Annotated in this window: 20 protein-coding genes and 4 pseudogenes; 19 read left to right on the forward strand and 5 right to left on the reverse strand. The window is 37.2% G+C overall.

Features of this window, described 5'->3' with window-relative positions; all coding sequences use genetic code 11:
- Nucleotides 1-186: hypothetical protein (locus CP363_RS10945; RefSeq protein ID WP_233187142.1), on the forward strand; the 186-nt coding region annotated here is incomplete at its 5' end.
- A gap of 135 nt (nt 187-321) precedes the next feature.
- Nucleotides 322-510 (forward strand): annotated as a pseudogene (locus CP363_RS11185) (hypothetical protein); the annotation flags it as partial.
- A 176-nt stretch (nt 511-686) separates the two neighbouring features.
- Here the strand turns inward: CP363_RS11185 and CP363_RS05745 are convergent.
- From CP363_RS05745 to CP363_RS05755, 3 genes and pseudogenes are all read right to left on the reverse strand, one after another.
- Complete coding sequence (locus CP363_RS05745; protein ID WP_098035984.1) at nt 687-1,529, reverse strand: SLAP domain-containing protein; 843 nt, start codon at nt 1,527-1,529, stop codon at nt 687-689.
- 182 nt (nt 1,530-1,711) lie between these two features.
- The gene (locus tag CP363_RS05750; protein ID WP_098035985.1) at nt 1,712-2,872 is read right to left on the reverse strand and encodes an RNA-guided endonuclease TnpB family protein; all 1,161 of its coding nucleotides are present in this window, start codon (nt 2,870-2,872) and stop codon (nt 1,712-1,714) included.
- A pseudogene (locus CP363_RS05755) lies at nt 2,847-3,466 on the reverse strand (IS607 family transposase). Before CP363_RS05755 ends, CP363_RS05750 begins: the two are co-directional and overlap by 26 nt.
- A gap of 232 nt (nt 3,467-3,698) precedes the next feature.
- Between CP363_RS05755 and CP363_RS05760 the strand changes: the two are divergent.
- The 8 genes and pseudogenes from CP363_RS05760 (at nt 3,699) to CP363_RS11200 (ending at nt 9,034) form a co-directional block, all read left to right on the forward strand.
- Nucleotides 3,699-4,557, forward strand: a pseudogene (locus CP363_RS05760) (IS982 family transposase).
- Between the two features lie 134 nt (nt 4,558-4,691).
- Nucleotides 4,692-6,944 carry an SLAP domain-containing protein gene (locus CP363_RS05765; protein ID WP_158227632.1) on the forward strand — a complete coding sequence of 751 codons (2,253 nt, stop codon included), beginning with the start codon at nt 4,692-4,694 and terminating at the stop codon, nt 6,942-6,944.
- A gap of 125 nt (nt 6,945-7,069) precedes the next feature.
- Nucleotides 7,070-7,246 carry a hypothetical protein gene (locus tag CP363_RS10795; RefSeq protein ID WP_198563869.1) on the forward strand — a complete coding sequence of 59 codons (177 nt, stop codon included), beginning with the start codon at nt 7,070-7,072 and terminating at the stop codon, nt 7,244-7,246.
- Entirely contained in the window at nt 7,243-7,590 is a 348-nt protein-coding gene (gene tnpB / locus CP363_RS05770) for an IS66 family insertion sequence element accessory protein TnpB (protein ID WP_098035987.1), read from the forward strand. The genes CP363_RS10795 and tnpB overlap by 4 nt, the downstream gene beginning before the upstream one ends.
- A gap of 57 nt (nt 7,591-7,647) precedes the next feature.
- Nucleotides 7,648-7,818 (forward strand): annotated as a pseudogene (locus CP363_RS05775) (transposase).
- Nucleotides 7,784-8,176, forward strand: coding sequence for an IS66 family transposase zinc-finger binding domain-containing protein (locus tag CP363_RS11190; RefSeq protein ID WP_369822258.1), 393 nt, complete (start codon nt 7,784-7,786; stop codon nt 8,174-8,176). Before CP363_RS05775 ends, CP363_RS11190 begins: the two are co-directional and overlap by 35 nt.
- Nucleotides 8,155-8,505, forward strand: a complete 351-nt coding sequence (locus CP363_RS11195) for a transposase (protein ID WP_369822260.1) — start codon at nt 8,155-8,157, stop codon at nt 8,503-8,505. The genes CP363_RS11190 and CP363_RS11195 overlap by 22 nt, the downstream gene beginning before the upstream one ends.
- Nucleotides 8,495-9,034 carry a transposase gene (locus tag CP363_RS11200; RefSeq protein WP_369822259.1) on the forward strand — a complete coding sequence of 180 codons (540 nt, stop codon included), beginning with the start codon at nt 8,495-8,497 and terminating at the stop codon, nt 9,032-9,034. Before CP363_RS11195 ends, CP363_RS11200 begins: the two co-directional genes overlap by 11 nt.
- 96 nt (nt 9,035-9,130) lie before the next feature.
- Here CP363_RS11200 and CP363_RS05785 read toward each other — a convergent pair whose 3' ends face one another.
- Complete coding sequence (locus tag CP363_RS05785; protein ID WP_089149833.1) at nt 9,131-10,306, reverse strand: cyclopropane-fatty-acyl-phospholipid synthase family protein; 1,176 nt, start codon at nt 10,304-10,306, stop codon at nt 9,131-9,133.
- A 123-nt stretch (nt 10,307-10,429) separates the two neighbouring features.
- Nucleotides 10,430-11,044, reverse strand: a complete 615-nt coding sequence (locus tag CP363_RS05790; protein ID WP_057726517.1) for a 1-acyl-sn-glycerol-3-phosphate acyltransferase — start codon at nt 11,042-11,044, stop codon at nt 10,430-10,432.
- A gap of 64 nt (nt 11,045-11,108) precedes the next feature.
- Between CP363_RS05790 and CP363_RS05795 the strand changes: the two genes are divergently transcribed.
- The 9 genes from CP363_RS05795 to CP363_RS05835 all read left to right on the forward strand — a co-directional run bounded on the left by CP363_RS05795 (nt 11,109) and on the right by CP363_RS05835 (nt 20,113).
- Entirely contained in the window at nt 11,109-12,140 is a 1,032-nt protein-coding gene (locus CP363_RS05795) for a GIY-YIG nuclease family protein (protein ID WP_098035988.1), read from the forward strand.
- Nucleotides 12,141-12,304: 164 nt separating this feature from the next.
- Complete coding sequence (gene rpsB / locus CP363_RS05800) at nt 12,305-13,078, forward strand: 30S ribosomal protein S2 (protein ID WP_005719291.1); 774 nt, start codon at nt 12,305-12,307, stop codon at nt 13,076-13,078.
- 33 nt (nt 13,079-13,111) lie between these two features.
- Nucleotides 13,112-14,137, forward strand: a complete 1,026-nt coding sequence (gene tsf / locus CP363_RS05805; RefSeq protein WP_005719289.1) for a translation elongation factor Ts — start codon at nt 13,112-13,114, stop codon at nt 14,135-14,137.
- 144 nt (nt 14,138-14,281) lie between these two features.
- Nucleotides 14,282-15,007 (forward strand): UMP kinase, encoded by a 726-nt coding sequence (gene pyrH / locus CP363_RS05810; protein ID WP_005719286.1) that lies wholly within the window; start codon nt 14,282-14,284, stop codon nt 15,005-15,007.
- A complete protein-coding gene (gene frr, locus CP363_RS05815; RefSeq protein WP_005719284.1) occupies nt 15,007-15,564 on the forward strand; it encodes a ribosome recycling factor in 558 nt (185 codons plus the stop codon). Before pyrH ends, frr begins: the two co-directional genes overlap by 1 nt.
- 2 nt (nt 15,565-15,566) lie before the next feature.
- On the forward strand, nt 15,567-16,301 hold the full coding sequence (locus CP363_RS05820) for an isoprenyl transferase (RefSeq protein WP_005719282.1): 735 nt from the start codon (nt 15,567-15,569) through the stop codon (nt 16,299-16,301).
- A gap of 2 nt (nt 16,302-16,303) precedes the next feature.
- Nucleotides 16,304-17,119: a phosphatidate cytidylyltransferase gene (locus tag CP363_RS05825; RefSeq protein ID WP_023488787.1), complete on the forward strand. Its 816-nt coding sequence runs from the start codon at nt 16,304-16,306 to the stop codon at nt 17,117-17,119.
- Between the two features lie 12 nt (nt 17,120-17,131).
- Nucleotides 17,132-18,388: an RIP metalloprotease RseP gene (gene rseP, locus CP363_RS05830; RefSeq protein WP_098035989.1), complete on the forward strand. Its 1,257-nt coding sequence runs from the start codon at nt 17,132-17,134 to the stop codon at nt 18,386-18,388.
- Nucleotides 18,389-18,415: 27 nt separating this feature from the next.
- Nucleotides 18,416-20,113, forward strand: coding sequence for a proline--tRNA ligase (locus tag CP363_RS05835; protein WP_005719278.1), 1,698 nt, complete (start codon nt 18,416-18,418; stop codon nt 20,111-20,113).
- The last annotated feature ends 4 nt before the right edge of the window (nt 20,114-20,117 follow it).

Genomic DNA, 20,117 nt, shown 5'->3' on the forward strand with positions numbered 1-20,117 from the left:
AAAGAAATAAATTTAAGGAATCATTCATCCTTACACAAACTATTTTACAGTCTCGTATGTTTGTTATTACCACATGCAACTAAACTTAAAGTTGCTCCAGAAATAAGTGCTAATGCACCAAAATATTTTCTTGCTTTAGTCATGGTAAAGCGCACCTCTAAAGAAATTTTATTAAATTATATTTAATCTTTATTATATGATTATTAAAAAAGCAAATTGTTTTATCTATTTTTGTTAAAAATATAAATAAAATTAAAAAGATTAGATCTTAGGATACCTAAAACATAATAGAGATAAGTCAGATCTCTGAACTCTATATAGCAGAATATGCAAGGTGCTAAGGAACATAACGATCGTAAGTTGATGAAAATTAGGAAGGATAAATGAAAGTGTTTTTTCACTTTTAGCTTATTATAATGCGGAAAATAGAACACGCATTTTAGTAGGATTTCAAACCGCTTAGAAATGACAATATTAACATATAATGGTGTATTGGTGGACAAGCTTTAATTATCACCAAGCGTACATCTTGTTACTACAATTATGATAGAATCAAGACAGTATAAAAACCATACTCCGATAAAATATCGAAATATGGTTTTAAAATAGAGTGATCTAAAATATGTTCCAAATTTGGCGTTCGCATCAAATTCGACTGGCCTTAAATTTAAATTAATTATTGAATTTTATTCTTCTGTTGTAACAGCCAAGTTTGGCATAGTTGCAATGTCGTTCATATCAATGTATGACTTTTGACCCTTAATGCCGTATAAAATCAAAGTTTGGTCGCCATTTTTAATAGTCTTAGTGCGGTCAACACTAACTTTGCTGCCAGCAGTTAATTCTTGGCTAACTCTTTTACCTTCGGCATCGTAAACAGGGACTTTAGATTCATTGCTATGCTTACCTAAAGTTACAGTTTGGTATGCAGCATATAATGGTTCATTATTTACGTAACTTACATTAGATACGCGGATATATGCATTTTTACCGATGCTGTAATATTGGTGGCCCTTAATAGTCTTAGTTGATAAAGCCATCTTTTTGCCATCATTTACTAAGAAGCGGTATGCATGACTAGCAGCTGTTTTAATCGAGCCGGTGTAGTTTACAATTCGAGATCTACGCAATAAGACACGCTTAGAGTTCTTAGTTACGCGCTTACCATTTTTGTCGTAAACATATGAATTATTAGCAATATATAAGACGCTCTTGCCGTTTAATGTTGAAATTGCGGAAGTCGGAACGTACTTGTCTTTAGCGATCTTATAAGTATATTCATTGTTGATTAACTTAGGAGCGCCGTAGTATTTAAAAGTAGTGCCGTTCTTAATCTTTTGATTCTTTTGTTTGCCAGCAGCATTGTAGACACCGATTACACTACTATTGTTATTGCCAACAGTAATTGTGCCAGTTGACTTTTTAGTAGCAGCTTGAGCAGTAGTGATTGATGGATTTACAAGTGCAATAGCTGGTGCTGTTAAAGATAATGCGGCAGCAGCTAAGCTGATTGATTTAATGAGTTTCATGGATATTCCTGCTATATAAAACATGGAAATATGTAGAAGAATACGAATTTCCTACATATCAGAAAGATATATTTTTCCTTTCTTTGTTTCATTTACTATCGTCTTCACTAGTATTCTGATATTCCAAATAGGAGTAATCACATTGACTAGCTCTTACAGCTTAAGGACCTAGCCAGCCCTGTTTATTTTGCCAAAGCTAAAAGATTTAAAACTGCATTTTCATCTCGATCATTCTTGTAACCACACTCATAACAGACATACTCATTATGTTTGGTACCATGCTTTTTATTGCCCTGCAAAGTGATCTTTTCCTCGCCTTTTTTGACATAACCGCACGCAGCACATCTTTGAGTTGATGGGTATGTTTTATCAGCCAAGATTAATTCTTTGCCATACCAATCACACTTATAAGTTAGTATTCGTCTAAACTTGCTAAAAAGTGATCTCTGCATTCCTTTTGAAGCTACATGTGTCATCATCATTTCTTTGACTGCCAAATCTTCAATTACAATTTGATCGTAATTATTAACAAGCTTAGTAGTAAATTTTTGTAATAGATCGTTTTGAATATTAGCTGCTTTGCGATAATCTCTTTGCAGTTTGGTTCTCACTGCAAAGTAATTATTTGATTTTGTAGCTAACTTACCGTTAACTTCTCTTTTGCGTGCCAGCATTCTTTGATAATGCTTAATACGCTTATAAAGCTTTTGCAATTTAGCAGGCAGAATATTGATTTGCCCCTCGGTATAGTTAAAGTGGCCAACATTGACATCAACTGCTGTCTTTTGCTGGGTTTTAGCTTTTAGTTTAATTTCTTCTTCATAAGGAAGAGCCGCATAATAATCATCTTTTTCTTTGAAGACACTCACTACTTTGACTTCATCCATCTTTAGAGCTTCATAGCTTTTTAAATCAAACCAAGACTCTTTTGAAATGCTTCTTGGGCGATCAAGGCGAAGCCTGCCATTAACGATCTTAGCTCTATCAGTTTTAAAGCCTTGTCTGGGAGCTTTCTTAGATTTAAAACTAGGTATTCCCCAATCAGGTTGTGACTTATCAAAGAAGTTCTTCCAAGCATTAGCTAAGTCTTTAATCGCTAATTGTAAACATCTGGCAGACAAATCATATTGCCAGTCGGCTTTATTTGCGACTAGTTCATCACGGACTCTGCGTTCGTTAGGACTGGGATTATCTTTTTTGTTTAATGTATGAGCTTCATACATTAATTGCCAAGTTTCTAAACCTTTATTCCAGCAGTATCGACGATAGTCGCATAGAGCATCAAGATGCTTTTGCATGGTCTTATTAACTTTTAGCTTAACTACTTGTGTCTTGATCGTCATTTAAGTACTCGCCTCTAATCTTTTTCTTGTACTTTCTTAAGCCATATAGTCTGCATGAAAATACATGAATTATACTTATCAGATCATCAACCAGTTCTTTATCAGGACTAGTGTCAATATTATTCAAAACAATTATTTCAGTCCCATGCTTTTTACATAGGTTTTCAAACCAATCATAGCCAAAACGGATAAATCTATCTTTATAAGTAATATAATTTTATCTATTTTGTTGTTCATTACTTCGTCTAGAAGATTATTCCATTTTTGCCGTTTATAGTTTAAGCCGCTGCCAATATCGCTTATTTCTTCGTCTAATACGATACCTTGTGCGTTAGCGTATTGTCGAATATAGCTTAATTGATCTTTTAAGTCATCTTTTTGACCATAAGTTGATACTCTGGCATAAGCAACTTGTTTTTTATTTGAGCTTAGACTATTTTTGCTCAAATATTGATTTATTTGATCTTCTGTATAGAATCTGCGATTAGTAGGAGAGCGCTTAGCTTTAAGAATACCCTTTCGATCCCATGTTTGGAGGGTTCTAGTGGTCATTCCTAAACGATCAGCGACATCTTTAGGTTTTAAAATTGTCATAATATTCACTTCCATGTTTAACTTTCTAATGAATATTATGGTAAATATTTCTATAATTTTCTACAAATTTCCATATTTTTGTTAACAGTTAATCAGCTCCCTTGAAAATATCAATATTTTATTTACTATTATTATACGCTTGGTGCTAGTTAAATTGTTTTAGTTAACAAAAAAAGTCCAATCTTGTTAGACTCGACTTGTAAACATATTAATAGAAAAGAGTTTGACTAGATTGAACTACCCTAAGCTTAAACGTTTTTCTCATCCTAACACAAGTTAGTTTTAGTCGTTTAAATATAATTGGTCGCTGTTTGTACAAACTTTATGCCCCAGATGCATTAAAGCAAAGACGGAATATCAATCGATGTAAAATATCTGACAGTTCTATTCTGGCCTTGCTTATTTGGCAGGCTTCATTGGGCGTTGAATCTCAAAGAAGATTTTGTGAAAAGCTTGTTAATGTATCTCACTCTCGCTTTAATCGCAGAGCACGCATGCTTTTGCCATTGATCTATTTAATTCGACATGGCCTTAATGAGAAAGTAGATCTGTCAGGCGACATCTTGATTATTGATAGCTTTCCTGTGCCAGTCTGTCAGCCAATTCGTAATCGTCGAGCAAAGATCTTTCGCGGCTATGCCAATATTGGCTATAAGGCAGCCAAAAAAATCTATTATTATGGTTTTAAGGTTTACGCTATTGTTAGCGACGACGGCTACTTGCTAGATTATATCGTAACCAAGGCCTCAGTTCATGATGCTAAGGAAACAGTAGAACTGATTACTAATGCTCCTCCTGACAATCGTTACCTTTTGGGCGATGAAGGATATTTGGGCAAAAACCTGCATCAACGCTTAGAGCAAATGGGTTATACGCTTTGGACACCATATCGTAAAAACATGAAGAATGCTCAAAAGCACAATAAGCACTATTTAATGGCACTCAGAAGGACCATCGAGAGTGATTTTTCGCTTTTGTCTTACTACAACGCTGAAAATAATCGAGCTAGAAGTTTAGCAGGTTTTCAAGAGAGACTCGAAGTTGCCATTTTAGCTTATAATATAGCATATTGTCTAGAACGATTTAACTAGCACCACGCGTATAATTTATGTAAAATATATGATTAAAAAATTAATATTTGTCAAAGTTGATGCATTTTTCTATTCAAGAAGGATTTAGATATAGTAGAATTAAATCATCATGACAATTTTTTGAGGTGAATGACTTGAGATATTTTAGAAACGATAAATTGGATTTAGTTAATAGGGAAAAACAACGCTTTGGTTTTAGAAAATTGTCAAGCGGTAAAATCGCTTCAGTTTTGTTAGGGGTAACTATTTTTGGTAGTTTTGCTCTTAATGGCCAAGTTGTTAAGGCTGATACACCTACTGATGGCAGTCAAACAAGTGCTGCAGTTGATGAGCCAAAGAGTACGCAAAATAATAAAGGACAAGGTGCTACTGCTACTTTTAATAAAGAAGAACAATCTAGACAAGATAATTCTGCACAAAATTATGGCAGCTACAATTCTTTACCTATTACTAGTGAAGGCGGTGAAGAAACTACTGAAGCTGGAACTGGTAATCCCCAAGCAGGTAGTACGGGTACTGATACCCAAAATGCAAATGGGGGGGGTACAACCTCTGATACAAACGGTGCGGGTGCTGCTAAGGGAATACGAACTCGTGCATTAGTTCTTGCACAGTATGCAGCTATACCAAAGGATGGTCAACGAACTGCTCAGAAACAACTAACTGCTCAGGAATTAGTTGATAAGTATAAATCTAATAATCTAGATTTAGAACATGCACAGGAATTCGTAGATTACTATAATAACTTAAACAGTATTACTAAAATTCTAGATTTAAAAGCAACAGATTATGGTTCCGAATGGTTTGAAAGGGTATTATCTGGTGATGTTCCTAGAGGAGTTAATAATGATTTTGTAAAACGCCTCGTATCGAAAAATAACGAACAAATGGTTAAAGATACTCAAGCCAAGATTGATAAAAGAATTGAAAATCTTCAAGATCTGTCTAATCAATATCCAAATAACCAAGAGATTAAGGATGCAATTAATAATCTAAGGGACGCCAAAAATTCTGTTACTGTCGACAATATAACAAATGCTAATGCTATGAAAAATGCTATTGGTACATTAGACAAATATGGCTCAAAACAAGCATATGATAAATTAAAACAAGATGCTGAAAAAGTTAATAAGGACGACTTACAAAGCGCTGTAAACGAAGCCGCTACAGTTAAAGCAGCAAATAGCCAAGCCAGTGAAGATAAGCAGAAAGCATATCAAGATGCCATAGCTGCAGGTAAGGCTGTGATTAATGATGGCAAAGCTAGTCAAGCCGACGTAAATACTGCTTTGAGTAAGATCGAGCAAGCCAAGAAGGACATGACAGTAAGTGCCATCCAAAAAGCAGTAGACGAGGCAAGTGACACCAAGGGCAAGCCTAACTACTACAATGCCAGTGATGAGGCTAAGAAGGCATATAATGATGCGTTAGATAAAGCCAATAGAGTATTGGCAGATCCAAAGGCCACTCAAGATCAATTAGACGAGGCCAATAGCGCATTAACAAGTGCCAAGGAGGGCTTGACAGGTGTCGCAACCGACAATAGTGGGTTAGAAAAAGCTGTAAACGAAGCTAACACTACTAAGTTAGATGACAAATACTACAACGCTAGCCAAGACAAGAAGCAAGCTTACGACGAAGCACTTGCTCAAGCTACTAAGTTGTTAAACGACAAGAATGCTAGTCAAAAGGCAGTAGCTGAAGCCGTAGCAAACTTAGAAAAGGCTAAGGCAGAGTTGAACGGTGAACCAAACTTCATCGGCGGAGACTACACTCCATCAGAGCCATCAACTCCATCTACTGAAACTCCAGCAGAAAAGACCACTGAAAAGATCTTGATGCACGCAGCTTACCTCTACGATAACAAGGGTATCAAGCTTGATAAGCCAACTGTTAAGAGCTATGTAACTGTAGTAGTTGCAGAAAATCCTGTAATCATTAACGGTATTAAGTACTACAAGGTTGCTGGTAAGGATGAATACATCAAGGCCGAAAATATTGATGGTACTTTAAGAGTGATTACCCATAATTCATACATCTACAACAATAAGGGTAAGGCTACTCGTAACAAGGGCATCAAGCGCTTAGTCAAGAAGACTCGTATCGTAAGAACCTACGGTGCTCCAATCAATATCAAGGGTCATATGATGTACAGAATTGGTAAGAACAGATACATCAAGGCTAGAAACTTTGAAGGTACTTTGAGAAGACTTTCCCACAATTCATTCGTTTATGATGAAAATGGTAAGGCTACTCGTAATAAAGGTATTAGACGCTTATTGAAGAAGTCACGTGTAGTAAGAACCTTTGATGCTCCGGTTAAGATCAAAGGACACATGATGTACCGAGTTGACAATGGATACATTAAGGTTAAGAACATCAAGTAATTAGTTCATTAAGCAAACACACAAATACGTTAAAGAATCGAAGCAAAATTCGGTTCTTTTTTGCGCTTACTTAGCTCCCACTTTTCGGTTATCCTTGTCTCATAAAACTTAAGGAGGCAAAGATAATGCTTGAAAAAGAACGTCCAATCGTAGCTTTAGATCACCCGCAAAAACCTAAAAGGGTTCATCCGTCACGCAACAGTTTGATGCTTAGCCTGAAAAAAGGCGACCTTAAACTACATTTTTATAGTTCCCTGGATTCTGAAATTATGAATAAACTTTTGGAAAAAGTATTGCCATGATCAATCTTTATGATCTGGGCCAGGTCTATCTTGTCTGTGGGCGGACCGATATGAGATGCGAAATTGATGGCTTAGCTGCGATAGTCAAAGATAAATTCAACTTAGATCCTTTTTCTGGAAAAGGCTTTATTTTCTGTGGTGGCAGCCGTGATCGTTTCAAAGCCTTGTATTGGGACGGCCAAGGCTATTGGCCGCTCTACAAAAGATTCGAAAACGGTAAAATGGTTTGGCCCAACAATCTAGATGAAGTCAGGGCTTTATCGGATGAGCAAGTAGACTGGCTGATGAAGGGCTTCTCGATCGAACCGGGAATAAAAATGACAAACGCACGCAATTTCTATTAATTTTGCGTGCGTTTTTGGTATGCTTTAGTTTATCAAAAAAACAAGAGGGGGATACCAATGACTAAAGTTGAAACAAAAGATGAGATCGCCCTCCTGCGTGAACAAGTAGCCTACCTGACGCAAAAGCGCTACGGCAAGTCTTCAGAATAAATGCCTTTATCCGGCAAAACCAGCTTGTTTGATGAAGACGGTTTTGACAGTAACGAAGACGAGGATCTTCCCTGTTGAAAATAAAAGAATCGTTTATCAAAGAAGAAAGCAAAAGGCTAAAAGAGCGGATGTTCTAAAAACCTTTGCCGGTGAAGAAGCCCACCATGAACTAACCGGTGATGAGCTTCTTTGTCCGGACTGCCGGCAAGAAATGAAAGAGATCGGCGCTTATCCGGTAAGACAGGAATTATTGTTTATTCCAGCGCAGATCAAGCGGCTGGATCATATCCAGCATGCTTATAAGTGTGAGGCTTACAGCCTAAAAAATCCAGCTGATAAAATTATCAAAGCCCCGGTACCTATAAAGCAACGCTGGAACATAGTTACGGTTCGGCTTCAATTATTGCTCATACCATTTACCAAAAATACGAGCTAAAAGTACCGGCCTATCGCCGGGAAAACGATTGGCAGAAAATGGGCCTGCCGGTTAAACGACAGGATATCGTCAACTGGCAGGCCAAGTCTACAGAATACTATTTAAAACCGGTTTACCAGCTGCTTAAAGAGAAGCTGCTAGAGCAGCCGATTACTTTGTATCATCATAACCCGCATAGCAGCGGCCGAGTAGCGCTTGACTTCTTAAGCGATTACGCCGGCTTCTTGCATTGCGACATGTGGCAGGCCTACCAGCAATTACCTAATGCGACCCTGGTTGGGCTGCTGGGCCCATGTGAGAAGAAAGTTCTTCGAAGCCGTGCCACCTAAAGTTTCAGACAAATCAGTCTCCAAGCAAGGCGTCCGCTACTGCAATAAGATGTTTACGCTAGAGAAAGACTGGTCAGGCTTATCAAATAAAGAGCGCTGCCGCTTACGCCAAAAAGAACTAAAACCGTTGATGGAAGAATTCTTTGCCTGGTGCCGCAAGCAGAAGGCAACGGTCCTGCCTAATTCCAAGCTGGGCAAAGCTATCGCGTATTCCTTGAATCACGAAGAAACATTTAAGCATGTTTTACTGGATGACCGCTTGGTTTTATCGAATAATATTGCCGAACGGGTAATCAAAACGCTGGTGATGGGACGCAAGAACTGGCTGTTCACGCAAAGTTTTGCAGGCGCCCAGTCATCAGCGGTAATCCTTAGCATGATCGAAACAGCCAAGCGCAACGGATTGGATCCGGAAAAATATCTTGAATATTTACTTTCTAATTTACCCAATGAATCGATCCTGACAGACAGAGAAAAGCTGTCGGCTTATTTGCCATGGGCAAAAGCAGTGCAGGCAAACTGCAGATAAAATAAATTTGAATATATATAAAACAACCCCATCTTAGCATGAACTGGATGGGGTTTTAAGATACTTCAGTTTTTGACGCTTACTTTTCTGTTTTAATTACTTAAGCATGTAATCTCTAGTCATTGGTAAGTTCTTGCCAGAAGGGCCCTTGGTAAGCAAGTATTGGATGACATCAATGTTGCCTGATTCAAATGAAGCAGCACAAGCATTCAAGTACATGTCCCACATACGAGTGAAACGTTCGCCCATTTTATCTTCAACTTGATCACGAACGGCATTGAAGTTCTTGTCCCAAATTTCAAGAGTTCTTTGGTAGTGACGACGAAGAGCTTCCATATCAGTGATTTGCAAGCCACTGTCAACGATGTCGCCGACAATTTCTTGCAAACCTGGAATGTAGCCGCCTGGGAAGATGTATTTGTTGATCCAAGCGTTAGTAGCACCGCCTTGTTGACGAGTAATACCGTGGATCAAAGCAATACCATCTTTGTTTAAGTACTTGTAAACATCTGTGAAGTACTTAGGTAAGTTTTCTGAACCAACGTGTTCAAACATACCAACTGAAGTTACGTAATCCCAGGTTTGATCACCAAGTTCACGGTAGTCTTCAAGTCTAACTTCTGCTACATCTTCTAAGCCTTCATCGTAAATACGCTTTTGAACTAGTTTATATTGTTCTTCACTAAGTGTAACGCCAGTAACTTTGAGGCCATATTCCTTAGCAGCGGTAAGCATTAATGTGCCCCAGCCACAGCCAATGTCGAGTAAAGTCTTGCCTTTTTGTGGGTTTAATTTGTTTAAAATGTGGTGAACTTTAGCAATTTGAGCTTGTTCAAGATCATTTTCATTACCATCTGCAAAGTAAGCACAAGAGTAAGTCATAGTAGGATCAAGCCATAACTTGTAGAAGTCGTTACCGATATCGTAGTGGCTTTGTACGTCTTCTTCACTTTGCTTTTCAGTGTGCTTTTGCTTTGGTAAAAATTTGCGGAACTTTGAGGAACGCATGAAACTGTCGGCACTTTCGTAAGCACCAAAAATTAATTTTTGAATATCCCCATAGATTTCAATCTTTTTATCCATGTATCCTTCACCAAGTGCGAGTGAAGCATTTCTAGTAATATCGCCCATAGGGATCTTTCCGTTAAAGACAATTTCGATTTCAGGAGTACCATTACCGTAGACTTCGCTTTTACCGTCCCAGTAGGTTACTTTAACGGGAAAAGGGAAGGACTTGCTAAGCATCATTTTGTAAAATGTTTTTTCTAACAATTATCTTTCCTCCAATAATTATTAAACCTAATTATTTATTTTAACACTAAAAAATTTATGCAATAAAAAATACTCAGCTAATGATCATAGTTTAAAAATTTAACCATTAACTGAGCATTGATGTTATTTAGCTACATAGTGGAAATTAGGGTCTAGTTCATCATCCAGTTTATTCCAAGCATCTTCTAATTGCTTATAAATAATTTGTTCATTTTCGTGAGTTAACTTAGTCTTTTTATCAATCGTAATTGGATTGCCGAAGTTAACTTCCATTGGCTTTCTTTTCAATAAACCTTTAAAAGTTAATGGACCCTGGTAAACTACTGGAACCATTGGCTTTTGCGACATTTTAGAAATTAAAAGTGCACCACCTTTTAATTCAGCAGAGTGTCTTGTGCCCGATGGAAAAATGATTAATGATAATTCCCCTTTTCTTAATCCTTTTACTGGGATTTTTAATGCAGATGGTCCTGGATTTTTTCGATCGACAGGAAAGGCATGGGCATGATCTAAAATAAAACGTAAAACCGGATTTTTGAATAGTTCGATTTTAGCCATGAACATAAATTCCATTGGACTAGCACCTAAGGCAAACAAGATAGGTTCCCACCAGGTACGGTGAGGTGCAACTAAGATATAGTTACCTTTAGGTAAACGATTCTTGTGATGAATATGTAAGTGTCCATTTAGTACCCATACGATAAAGCGGGCAATCGGACGAATTATTTTATAAAACATCTTTTTGTTCCTCCAATTGTTGTAATATTATAAAAATAGATAGACGAGAAAGGCAAATATTTTTATGGTTGAGCTTAAAGATAATGAACGAATCGATTATATGTATAGTGATAATCTACGGATTATTCAGGATAAAACGGCTTTTAGTTTTTCAATGGATACTTTATTTTTGGCATATTGGGCTAAAGGATTAATTCGCGATAAGGATAAAGTAGCAGATTTATGTGCGGGTAACTGTGCCGCAACTATTTATATGGCATATTTTAACCGAGCACATTACGATGCAATTGAAATTCAAGATGAAATTTATTCTCAAGCTGTGCGTTCGATTGAATTAAACGATATGGAGAATCGAATTTCAGTTTATCAAGATAATGTGTTAAATGCTCCGCATTTTTTGCGTAAAGATAGTTATGATGTGGTGACGGTAAATCCACCGTATTTTAAAGCTCCAGAAGGTCATGAAGTTAATCCAGATCGCAAAAAGGCAATCGCTCGCCATGAACTTTTGATTAATTTAGAGCAAATAATTGAAGTGGCTAGTGGCTTGCTTAAGATGAAGGGCAAGATGTTCATGGTACATCGACCAGAGCGACTAAGTGAGATTGCTTACTACTGTATAAAGCATGATTTGAGTATTAAAATGGTGCAGCCTTTTGTGCCACATCGCGGTGAAGATGCCAATTTAGTGATCGTTGAAGCTGTTAAACATACAGGGACTGACGGAACTGTTTTAAAAGATGCAGTTGAAGTTCATGAAGCAAATGGCGACTTCACTCCATTAGTACAGCGAATCTCACGAGAAACTGCAGATGACAAAGCTAAACATGAAGCACAGGGTAAATATTACTTTTATGTCTTACTGTGTAATGATGGCAGTTTTTATGGTGGTTTTACTAATGATTTAGAACATCGTTTGAAAATGCACAATTTAGGAAAAGGAGCTAAGTATACTAAAACACGGCGTCCTGTACGGATGATTTATCATGAACAGTTTGACGATAAGCGTTTAGCTTTGAAACGAGAATATTGGTTTAAACATCATTCACGTGCTTGGAAGGAAAAATTTTTGCATGAGCATAATATAAAGTTTTAATCCTTGCATACTGTAATCTTTTCTTGTAGAATATTTGAGTATGCTGTGTCAGCATATGAAACTTAAAACACATCAAGAGCGATCATCATCGTGGTGCCCAGGGTAGTGGTTAGATGATGAAATGAACGCTTGAGAGGATATAAAACCATAGGAGGAATTTAAATATGGCAGACGTTGTTACAATGAAGCAATTGCTTGAAGCTGGTGTCCACTTTGGTCACCAAACTAGAAGATGGAACCCAAAGATGGCTCCTTACATTTTCACTCAAAGAAATGGTATCTACATCATTGATTTGCAAAAGACTATCAAGATGTTAGATGATGCTTACAACTTCATGAAGGCTGTTGCCCAAGACGGTGGCGTTTTCTTATTTGTAGGTACTAAGAAGCAAGCTCAAGATTCAATTGCTGAAGAAGCAACTCGTGCAGGTCAATACTACGTAAACCAACGTTGGTTGGGTGGTACTTTGACTAACTGGTCAACTATGCAAAGCCGTATTAAGAGATTAAAGCAATTAAAGCAAATGTCAGAAGATGGTACTTTTGATGTTCTTCCAAAGAAGGAAGTTGCTCTCTTAACTAAGGAAATGGACAAGCTTGAAAAATTCTTTGGTGGTATTGAAGATATGCCAAGAATTCCAGATGTATTGTTCGTAGTAGACCCTAAGAAAGAAAAGATTGCTGTTCACGAAGCTAACATTTTGGGTATCCCAGTTGTAGCTATGGTTGATACCAACACTGATCCAGACCCAATCGACGTAGTTATTCCATCAAACGATGACGCTATTCGTGCTATTCGTTTGATTGCTGGTGCTATGGCTGATGCTGTTGTTGAAGGTCAACAAGGTCAAGATGATGAATCAGTTGAAGTTGACTTCAAGGAAAATGCAGACGGTTCAGAAGAAATCGTTAGCGCTGAAGAAAACCCAGAAGACTAGATTTTACTATTAGTTCCGTAGGAGGATCTATTAATGGCACAAATTACTGCAAAATTAGTTAAAGAATTACGTGAACGTACTGGTGCTGGCGTTATGGACGCTAAGAAGGCATTAGTAGAAGTTGACGGTGACATGGATAAGGCTGTTCAATACCTTCGTGATAAAGGTATGGCTAAGGCAGCTAAGAAGGCTGACCGTGTTGCAGCTGAAGGTTTAACTGGCGTTTACGTTAATGGTAATGTGGCAGCTATTACTGAAGTTAACTCAGAAACTGACTTTGTTTCTCAAAACGACAAATTTGTTAACTTGGTAAATGAAGCTACTAAGACTATTGCTGAAGGTAAGCCAGCTGATATGGAAGCAGCTAAGGAATTGAAGATGGCTGATGGTACTACTTTAGACCAATCATTCGTTAACGCAACTGCTACAATTGGTGAAAAGATTGTTTTACGTCGTTTTGCTTTAGAAGAAAAGAATGACGACCAAGAATTTGGTGCTTACCAACACAATGGTGGTCAAATTGGTGTTATCACTGTTTTAGAAGGTGCAGATGCTGCAACTGCTAAGCACTTGGCTATGCACATCGCTGCTATGAGCCCTAAGGTTATTTCACCAGACGAATTAGATGATCAATTTATCACTGATCAATTAGCTGTGATGAACCACAAGATTGACCAAGACAATGAAAGTCGTGCATTGGTACATAAGAAACCATTACCTCACCTTGTTTACGGTTCAGCTAAGCAATTAACTGATGATGTTTTGGCTAAGGCTAAGGAAGACATCAAGGCTGAACTTAAAGAAGAAGGTAAGCCAGAAAAGATTTGGGACAGAATTATTCCTGGTAAGATGCAACGCTTTATTGATGATAATACTCAAGTTGATAAGCAATTTGCAGTGTTATCACAAGACTACATTATGGACGATAGCAAGACTGTTGGCGAATTTTTGAAGGAAAAAGGTGCTAAGTTAGTTGCTTTCCAACGTTACGAAGTTGGCGAAGGTATCGAAAAGAAGCAAGAAGACTTCGCTGCTGAAGTTCGTGAACAAATGAAGTAGTCATTATTACATAATTATCATAGAAAGGAGGAGTACAGCGTGTGCTCCTTCTTTTTTTGTAAAAATTTTGTAGTGTTTTAAGTGTTAAAAGACATTGCGGCATTAGATATGGTAGAATAATTAAAGCTATTAGAGGAGGTCATTATGAGTCAAGTTAAATATAAACGTGTCATTTTAAAAATATCAGGTGAAGCTTTAGCAGGTGACAAGGGTACGGGGATTAATCCTACTGTAATTGGTCACTTAGCTAAAGAAATCAAATCAGTTCATGATTTAGGTGTTGAAATTGGTATCGTCTGTGGTGGCGGTAACATGTGGCGTGGTGAAACTGGCGCTAAGTTGGGTATGGAACGTGCTCAAGCAGATTACATGGGTATGTTAGCAACTATCATGAATGGTTTAGCTTTGCAAGATGGTCTTGAAAAAATAGGTGTTCCTACTAGAATGCAAACTTCAATTGAAATGAGACAGATTGCGGAGCCTTACATTAGAAGAAGAGCTTTGCGTCACCTTGAAAAGGGTCGTGTAGTCATTTTTGGTGGTGGTACTGGTAATCCATACTTCTCAACTGATACTACTGCAGCCCTTCGTGCAGCTGAAATTGGTGCTGATGTAATTTTGATGGCTAAAAACGGTGTTGACGGTGTTTACTCAGCTGATCCAAAGACTGATCCTTCAGCAACTAAGTTCTCAGAATTAACTCAACTTGATTTAATTTCAAAGGACTTGAAGGTCATGGATAGAACTGCAAGTTCACTTTCAATGGATACTGAAATTCCATTAATTGTCTTTAACGTTAATACTCCAGGCAATATCAAGAAGGTTGTATTGGGTGAAAATATTGGTACTGTTATTAGAGGTGATAAATAATGAATAACGAAACTATTGAAAAAGCAAAAACTAAAATGACGGATTCTATTAAGGTTTATCAAAAGAGATTAGCTTCTATCCGTGCAGGTGTTGCTAACGCTGCTCTTCTTGATAATGTCCAAGTAGAATACTATGGGGCACCAACTCCATTGACTCAAATGTCTAGTATTACCATTCCTGAACCACGTGTATTGCTTATTACTCCATATGATCAAAATTCATTAGATGATATTGAACATGCATTGTTGGCTTCAAACTTAGGATTAACTCCGGCAAATGATGGTAAGGTAATTAGATTAGTAATCCCTCAACTCACTGGTGAAAGAAGAGAAGAAATTGCCAAAGAAGTTGGAAAATTTGCGGAAGAAGCTAAAATTGCTGTGAGAAATGTTCGCCGTGATGCCATGAATACTTTGAAAAAAGATGAAAAGAATGGTGATATTACTGAAGACGAACAACGTAACTTAGAAAAGCAAGTACAAAAAGTAACTGATGATGCTGCTAAGCAGATTGACCAACTTGCTGATGAAAAGCGTAAGGAAATTACTCAAGGTTAAAGATGAGTAATAAGGATAATGAATTAAATCATTTAGCCATTATTATGGATGGTAATGGACGTTGGGCAAAAAAGAGGCATAGACCTCGTTTTGTTGGCCATCGAGAGGGAATGGATAATGTTGAGCGGATTACTTTAGCTGCTGATAAATTAGGAATTAAAGTTTTGACACTTTATGCTTTTTCTACTGAGAATTGGGCTCGTCCTAAAGAAGAAGTAGCTTACTTAATGAACCTCCCTGTTCGCTTTTTTGATAAATACATGCCAACATTGATGGAAAATAATGTTAAGGTAAATATCATGGGCTATTTGGATGAATTGCCTGAAAAGACTTATCGCATTGTTCAACGTGCAATGTCAGAGACGGCCAATAATACAGGCTTAATTCTGAATTTTGCTTTTAACTACGGGTCAAGAAGAGAAATTACGTCTGCTATGCAGGAGCTTGGTGGAATGATTGAAGCTGGTTCACTGAAAAGCGAAGAAATTACTGAAAAAATGATTTCAGACCATTTGATGACTAAAAACTTTGGTCCATATCAAGATCCGGATTTATTAATTAGAACGTCCGGTGAACAGCGAATTTCTAATTTCTTGTTATGGCAATTAGCATATTCAGAACTTGCCTTTAGCGAAAAAAATTGGCCAGATTTTGATGAAAATGATTTAAAAAAATTTGTAGAAGATTATAAGCACCGTAACCGGCGCTTTGGTAAAGTAGACGAATCGGATAGTTAAATATGAAACAACGTACAATTACGGCAATTATTGCCTTATGTCTTTTTATTCCAATTGTGCTCGCAGGTGGCCTTTGGATGGATTGGCTGACTGTATTATTCGCAGCAGTTGGCATTAGCGAAATCTTTTTAATGAAGAAACAAATCTTAGTTTCTTTTAATTTCTTGTTAGCCTTACTTGCAACTTTAACCTGGACAGTTCCAGACTCATTCTTTAAAGTATTTCCTTCAAATATCACTAAATTAGGTGTGTTTTATGGAATTATTATGTTGTTCTTGACTTGGACTGTTCTTTCAAAGAATAAAACCACTTTTGATGATGTAGGTGTATATATTTTGGCTGCACTTTACATTGGAATAGGTTTTCACTATATGGCAGCCATTAGAGCATACCCACAAAACGGTTTAGCATTGCTGGGTTATGTTTTTGTTGTTGTTTGGTCCACTGATATCGGTGCCTACATGATTGGACGTAAGATTGGAAAACATAAATTGTGGCCAGTTATTAGTCCTAATAAAACATGGGAGGGCTCGATCGGTGCAGTTATTTGTGCCTTAATTTGTAGTGCCATCTACATGGCGATTCTTGGCAGCTTTGGTATTAACTTTGGTGTATCTGAATTAACGATGATTATTCTGGCCTTTTTCTTATCAATTGTTGGTCAAATGGGTGATTTAGTTGAATCAGCTTACAAGCGTTTCTATGGTGTGAAAGATTCCGGAAAGATTTTGCCGGGTCATGGTGGTATCCTGGATCGCTTTGATAGTATGCTGTTTGTATTGCCAGTAGTGGCTACAATTTTAGGTATTGTTCATTAGGAGAATTTTTTATTGAAGGGTATACTAATCTTTATCGTCGTCTTTGGTATATTGGTATTTGTCCATGAATTTGGGCATTTTATCGTAGCCAAAAAGTCAGGTATTTTGGTTAGAGAATTCTCAATTGGAATGGGTCCAAAGCTTTTTCAAATTAGACGTAACCCCACCACTTATACCATTCGTTGGTTACCACTTGGTGGGTATGTTCGTTTAGCAGGCGCTGACGATGAAAGCAAGCTGGATCCTGGTATGACGGTTGTTTTACAATTGAATGAACAAAATGAAGTAGTGAGAATTGATGCTTCAGAAAGCGAAATACCAATTGAAGGAATTCCCGTTCAAGTAACAAAGGCTGATCTAGTAGACGATTTAATAATTAATGGTTACGAAAATGGCGATGAAAATGATCCAGTAACTTATCACGTAGCTCATGATGCAACTATTATTGAAAAAAACGGAACTGAATTAATTATTGCGCCTCGAGATACACAATTTAATCAAGCTAATGTTTGGCAAAAGTTGGCAACTAATTTTGCTGGACCTTTTATGAACATTCTTCTTGGGTTTGTAGTATTTTTAATCTGGACATTTACAGTTCCAGGTCCAGCAACAACTACAGTTGGATCAACTCAGGCTAATTCACCAGCGCGTGATGCAAAAATTGTGACTGGTGATCAGATTGTGGCAATTAATGGACAAAAGATTAATAATTTTGATCAAGTGTCACAGCAGATTAATCAAAGTAAAGGCAAGGCCTTACACTTTGAATTAAAGAAAAATGGTCAAATTAGGAAAGTTACAGTTAAGCCAAAAGCTCATAAAATTCAAAAACAAACAGTTTATCAAATTGGTATTGTAGCTAAGAGCAATGAGAATGCAGTTGTTAAATTAAAACGTGGCTGGGATACAGCTGTTTCAACTACCGGTCTGATTTTCAGAGCCGTGGGTAACTTATTTAGCCACTTTAGTTTGAATAAATTATCAGGTCCAGTTGGAATTTATTCTCAAACTTCACAAGTTTCACAAATGGGCTTTACTTATGTATTAGCCTTTTTAGGAATGATTTCGATTAATTTGGGAATTGTCAATTTAATTCCAATTCCTGGGCTTGATGGTGGTAAACTTTTATTGAACTTAATTGAATTAGTTCGCGGTAAACCGATTTCCGAAGAACATGAGGCAATTGTTGAATTAATTGGTTTCGGCTTATTATTAGTTTTAATTATTGCAGTTACAGGTAACGATATCTATCGCTATTTTATTAAATAATTATATTTTTTACTTTAGGAGATAAGAATGCGTCAATCAAAATTTTTTATGCCAACTTTGAAGGAAGCACCATCAGATGCAGTGGCTGAAAGTCATAAGCTGATGATTAGAGGTGGGTATATTCGCCAAGTCACAGCTGGAGTTTATGCTTATCTTCCATTAGGCTACCGTGTTTTACGCAAGGCTGAGGGAATCATTGAACAAGAAATGGATAAAATTAATGTTCCAGAAATGATTATGCCTCATTTACTTCCTGCAACTTTGTGGCAAGAAAGTGGCCGTTACAAGAAATATGGTGCAGAAATGTTCAAGTTAAAAGATCGTCATGGACGTGAAAGCTTGCTTGGACCTACACATGAAGAAACTTTTACCGAAATTATTGCTAAGAACTTAAAGAGTTACAAACAAATGCCACTTGCTTTGTATCAAATTCAGACTAAGTTTCGTGATGAGAATAGACCTCGTTTTGGCCTTCTTCGTGGGCGTGAATTTGTAATGCTTGATGGTTACAGTTTTGCTGCAACTCGTGATCAATTGGATGAACAATTTGATGATCAAAAAAATGCATATAAGCGTATCTTTAAACGTGCCGGTGTTACTGTTCACCCTGTAATTGCTGACTCAGGTACAATGGGAGGTAAAAACTCTACTGAATTTCAAGCCCCTGCTGCTATCGGTGAGGATACAATTGCTACTAATGAAAAAGGAACATATGCTGCCAACCTTGAAATGGCTAAGAGTATTGATACTTTCAAGCAAGAACCAGAAGATGCTAAGCAATTAACTAAGGTAGCTACGCCAGGCTGCGATACAATTGAAAAATTAGCTAAATTCCTCGATGTACCAGCTACTAGAATTGTTAAAAGTATTTTATACATTGCTGATGACCAAAAAGTTTTAGTATTAATCCGTGGTGACAAGCAAATCAATGAGGTTAAGTTGGGTCATATCCTTGACGCTGATGAGGTTCATGAAGCAAATACTGCTGATTTAAAGGAAATCACTGGTAGTGAAAAGGGTGGCGTTGGTCCTGTTAATGCAGATTGGGCTGATAAGATTATTGCAGATGAAACTGTTAAGAATCTTTACAACGTTGTAGTTGGTGCAGGTGAAACCGATTATCAATTTGAAAATGCTAACTTAGACCGTGATTTCAAGGTGGATGAATTTGCTGATATTCGGACTGCTAACGAAGGTGAACCAGATCCTGTTGATCATTTACCGCTTAAGTTCACTACTTCAATTGAAGTTGGTCACATTTTCAAGTTGGGTACTTATTACACTAAGACCATGGGTGCAGATTTCTTAGATCAAAATGGTAAAGCAAAGCCTGTCATCATGGGTTCATACGGTATTGGCGTTACTAGAATGTTATCAGCAGCTGTTGAACAACACTTAACTGAACGTGGTGTTGCATGGCCAAAGGAAATCGCTCCATTTGCAATACATATTGTTCAAATGAAGATGAATAAAGAAGATCAAACTGAATTAGCTGAAAAACTTGAAAAGAAATTCAGTGAAAAGTATGATGTTTTATACGATGATCGTAAAGAGCGTGCTGGTGTTAAGTTTGCTGATGCAGATTTAGTCGGTGCACCAATTAGAATTACGATTGGTAAGAAGGCTGCTGATGGCATTGTTGAAGTTAAGCGACCAACTGATGACAAAGCAACCGAAATGTCAATTGATGAATTAGATAAGTTTGTAAATCAAGAGTTAGGATAATTTT

Source organism: Lactobacillus sp. UMNPBX12, from assembly GCF_002553955.1.
Taxonomy (GTDB): Bacteria; Bacillota; Bacilli; order Lactobacillales; family Lactobacillaceae; genus Lactobacillus; species Lactobacillus crispatus.

What these genes read in the sequence shown, in the direction of transcription:
- frr (WP_005719284.1), top strand. Translation starts at nt 15,007, where the DNA reads ATGAATAACGAAACTATTGAAAAAGCAAAAACTAAAATGACGGATTCT.
- CP363_RS05820 (WP_005719282.1), top strand. Translation starts at nt 15,567, where the DNA reads ATGAGTAATAAGGATAATGAATTAAATCATTTAGCCATTATTATGGAT.
- tnpB (WP_098035987.1), top strand. Translation starts at nt 7,243, where the DNA reads ATGATCAATCTTTATGATCTGGGCCAGGTCTATCTTGTCTGTGGGCGG.
- rpsB (WP_005719291.1), top strand. Translation starts at nt 12,305, where the DNA reads ATGGCAGACGTTGTTACAATGAAGCAATTGCTTGAAGCTGGTGTCCAC.
- CP363_RS05790 (WP_057726517.1), bottom strand. Translation starts at nt 11,044, where the DNA reads ATGTTTTATAAAATAATTCGTCCGATTGCCCGCTTTATCGTATGGGTA.
- tsf (WP_005719289.1), top strand. Translation starts at nt 13,112, where the DNA reads ATGGCACAAATTACTGCAAAATTAGTTAAAGAATTACGTGAACGTACT.
- CP363_RS05835 (WP_005719278.1), top strand. Translation starts at nt 18,416, where the DNA reads ATGCGTCAATCAAAATTTTTTATGCCAACTTTGAAGGAAGCACCATCA.
- CP363_RS05750 (WP_098035985.1), bottom strand. Translation starts at nt 2,872, where the DNA reads ATGACGATCAAGACACAAGTAGTTAAGCTAAAAGTTAATAAGACCATG.
- CP363_RS05825 (WP_023488787.1), top strand. Translation starts at nt 16,304, where the DNA reads ATGAAACAACGTACAATTACGGCAATTATTGCCTTATGTCTTTTTATT.
- CP363_RS10795 (WP_198563869.1), top strand. Translation starts at nt 7,070, where the DNA reads ATGCTTGAAAAAGAACGTCCAATCGTAGCTTTAGATCACCCGCAAAAA.
- pyrH (WP_005719286.1), top strand. Translation starts at nt 14,282, where the DNA reads ATGAGTCAAGTTAAATATAAACGTGTCATTTTAAAAATATCAGGTGAA.
- CP363_RS05795 (WP_098035988.1), top strand. Translation starts at nt 11,109, where the DNA reads ATGGTTGAGCTTAAAGATAATGAACGAATCGATTATATGTATAGTGAT.
- CP363_RS05745 (WP_098035984.1), bottom strand. Translation starts at nt 1,529, where the DNA reads ATGAAACTCATTAAATCAATCAGCTTAGCTGCTGCCGCATTATCTTTA.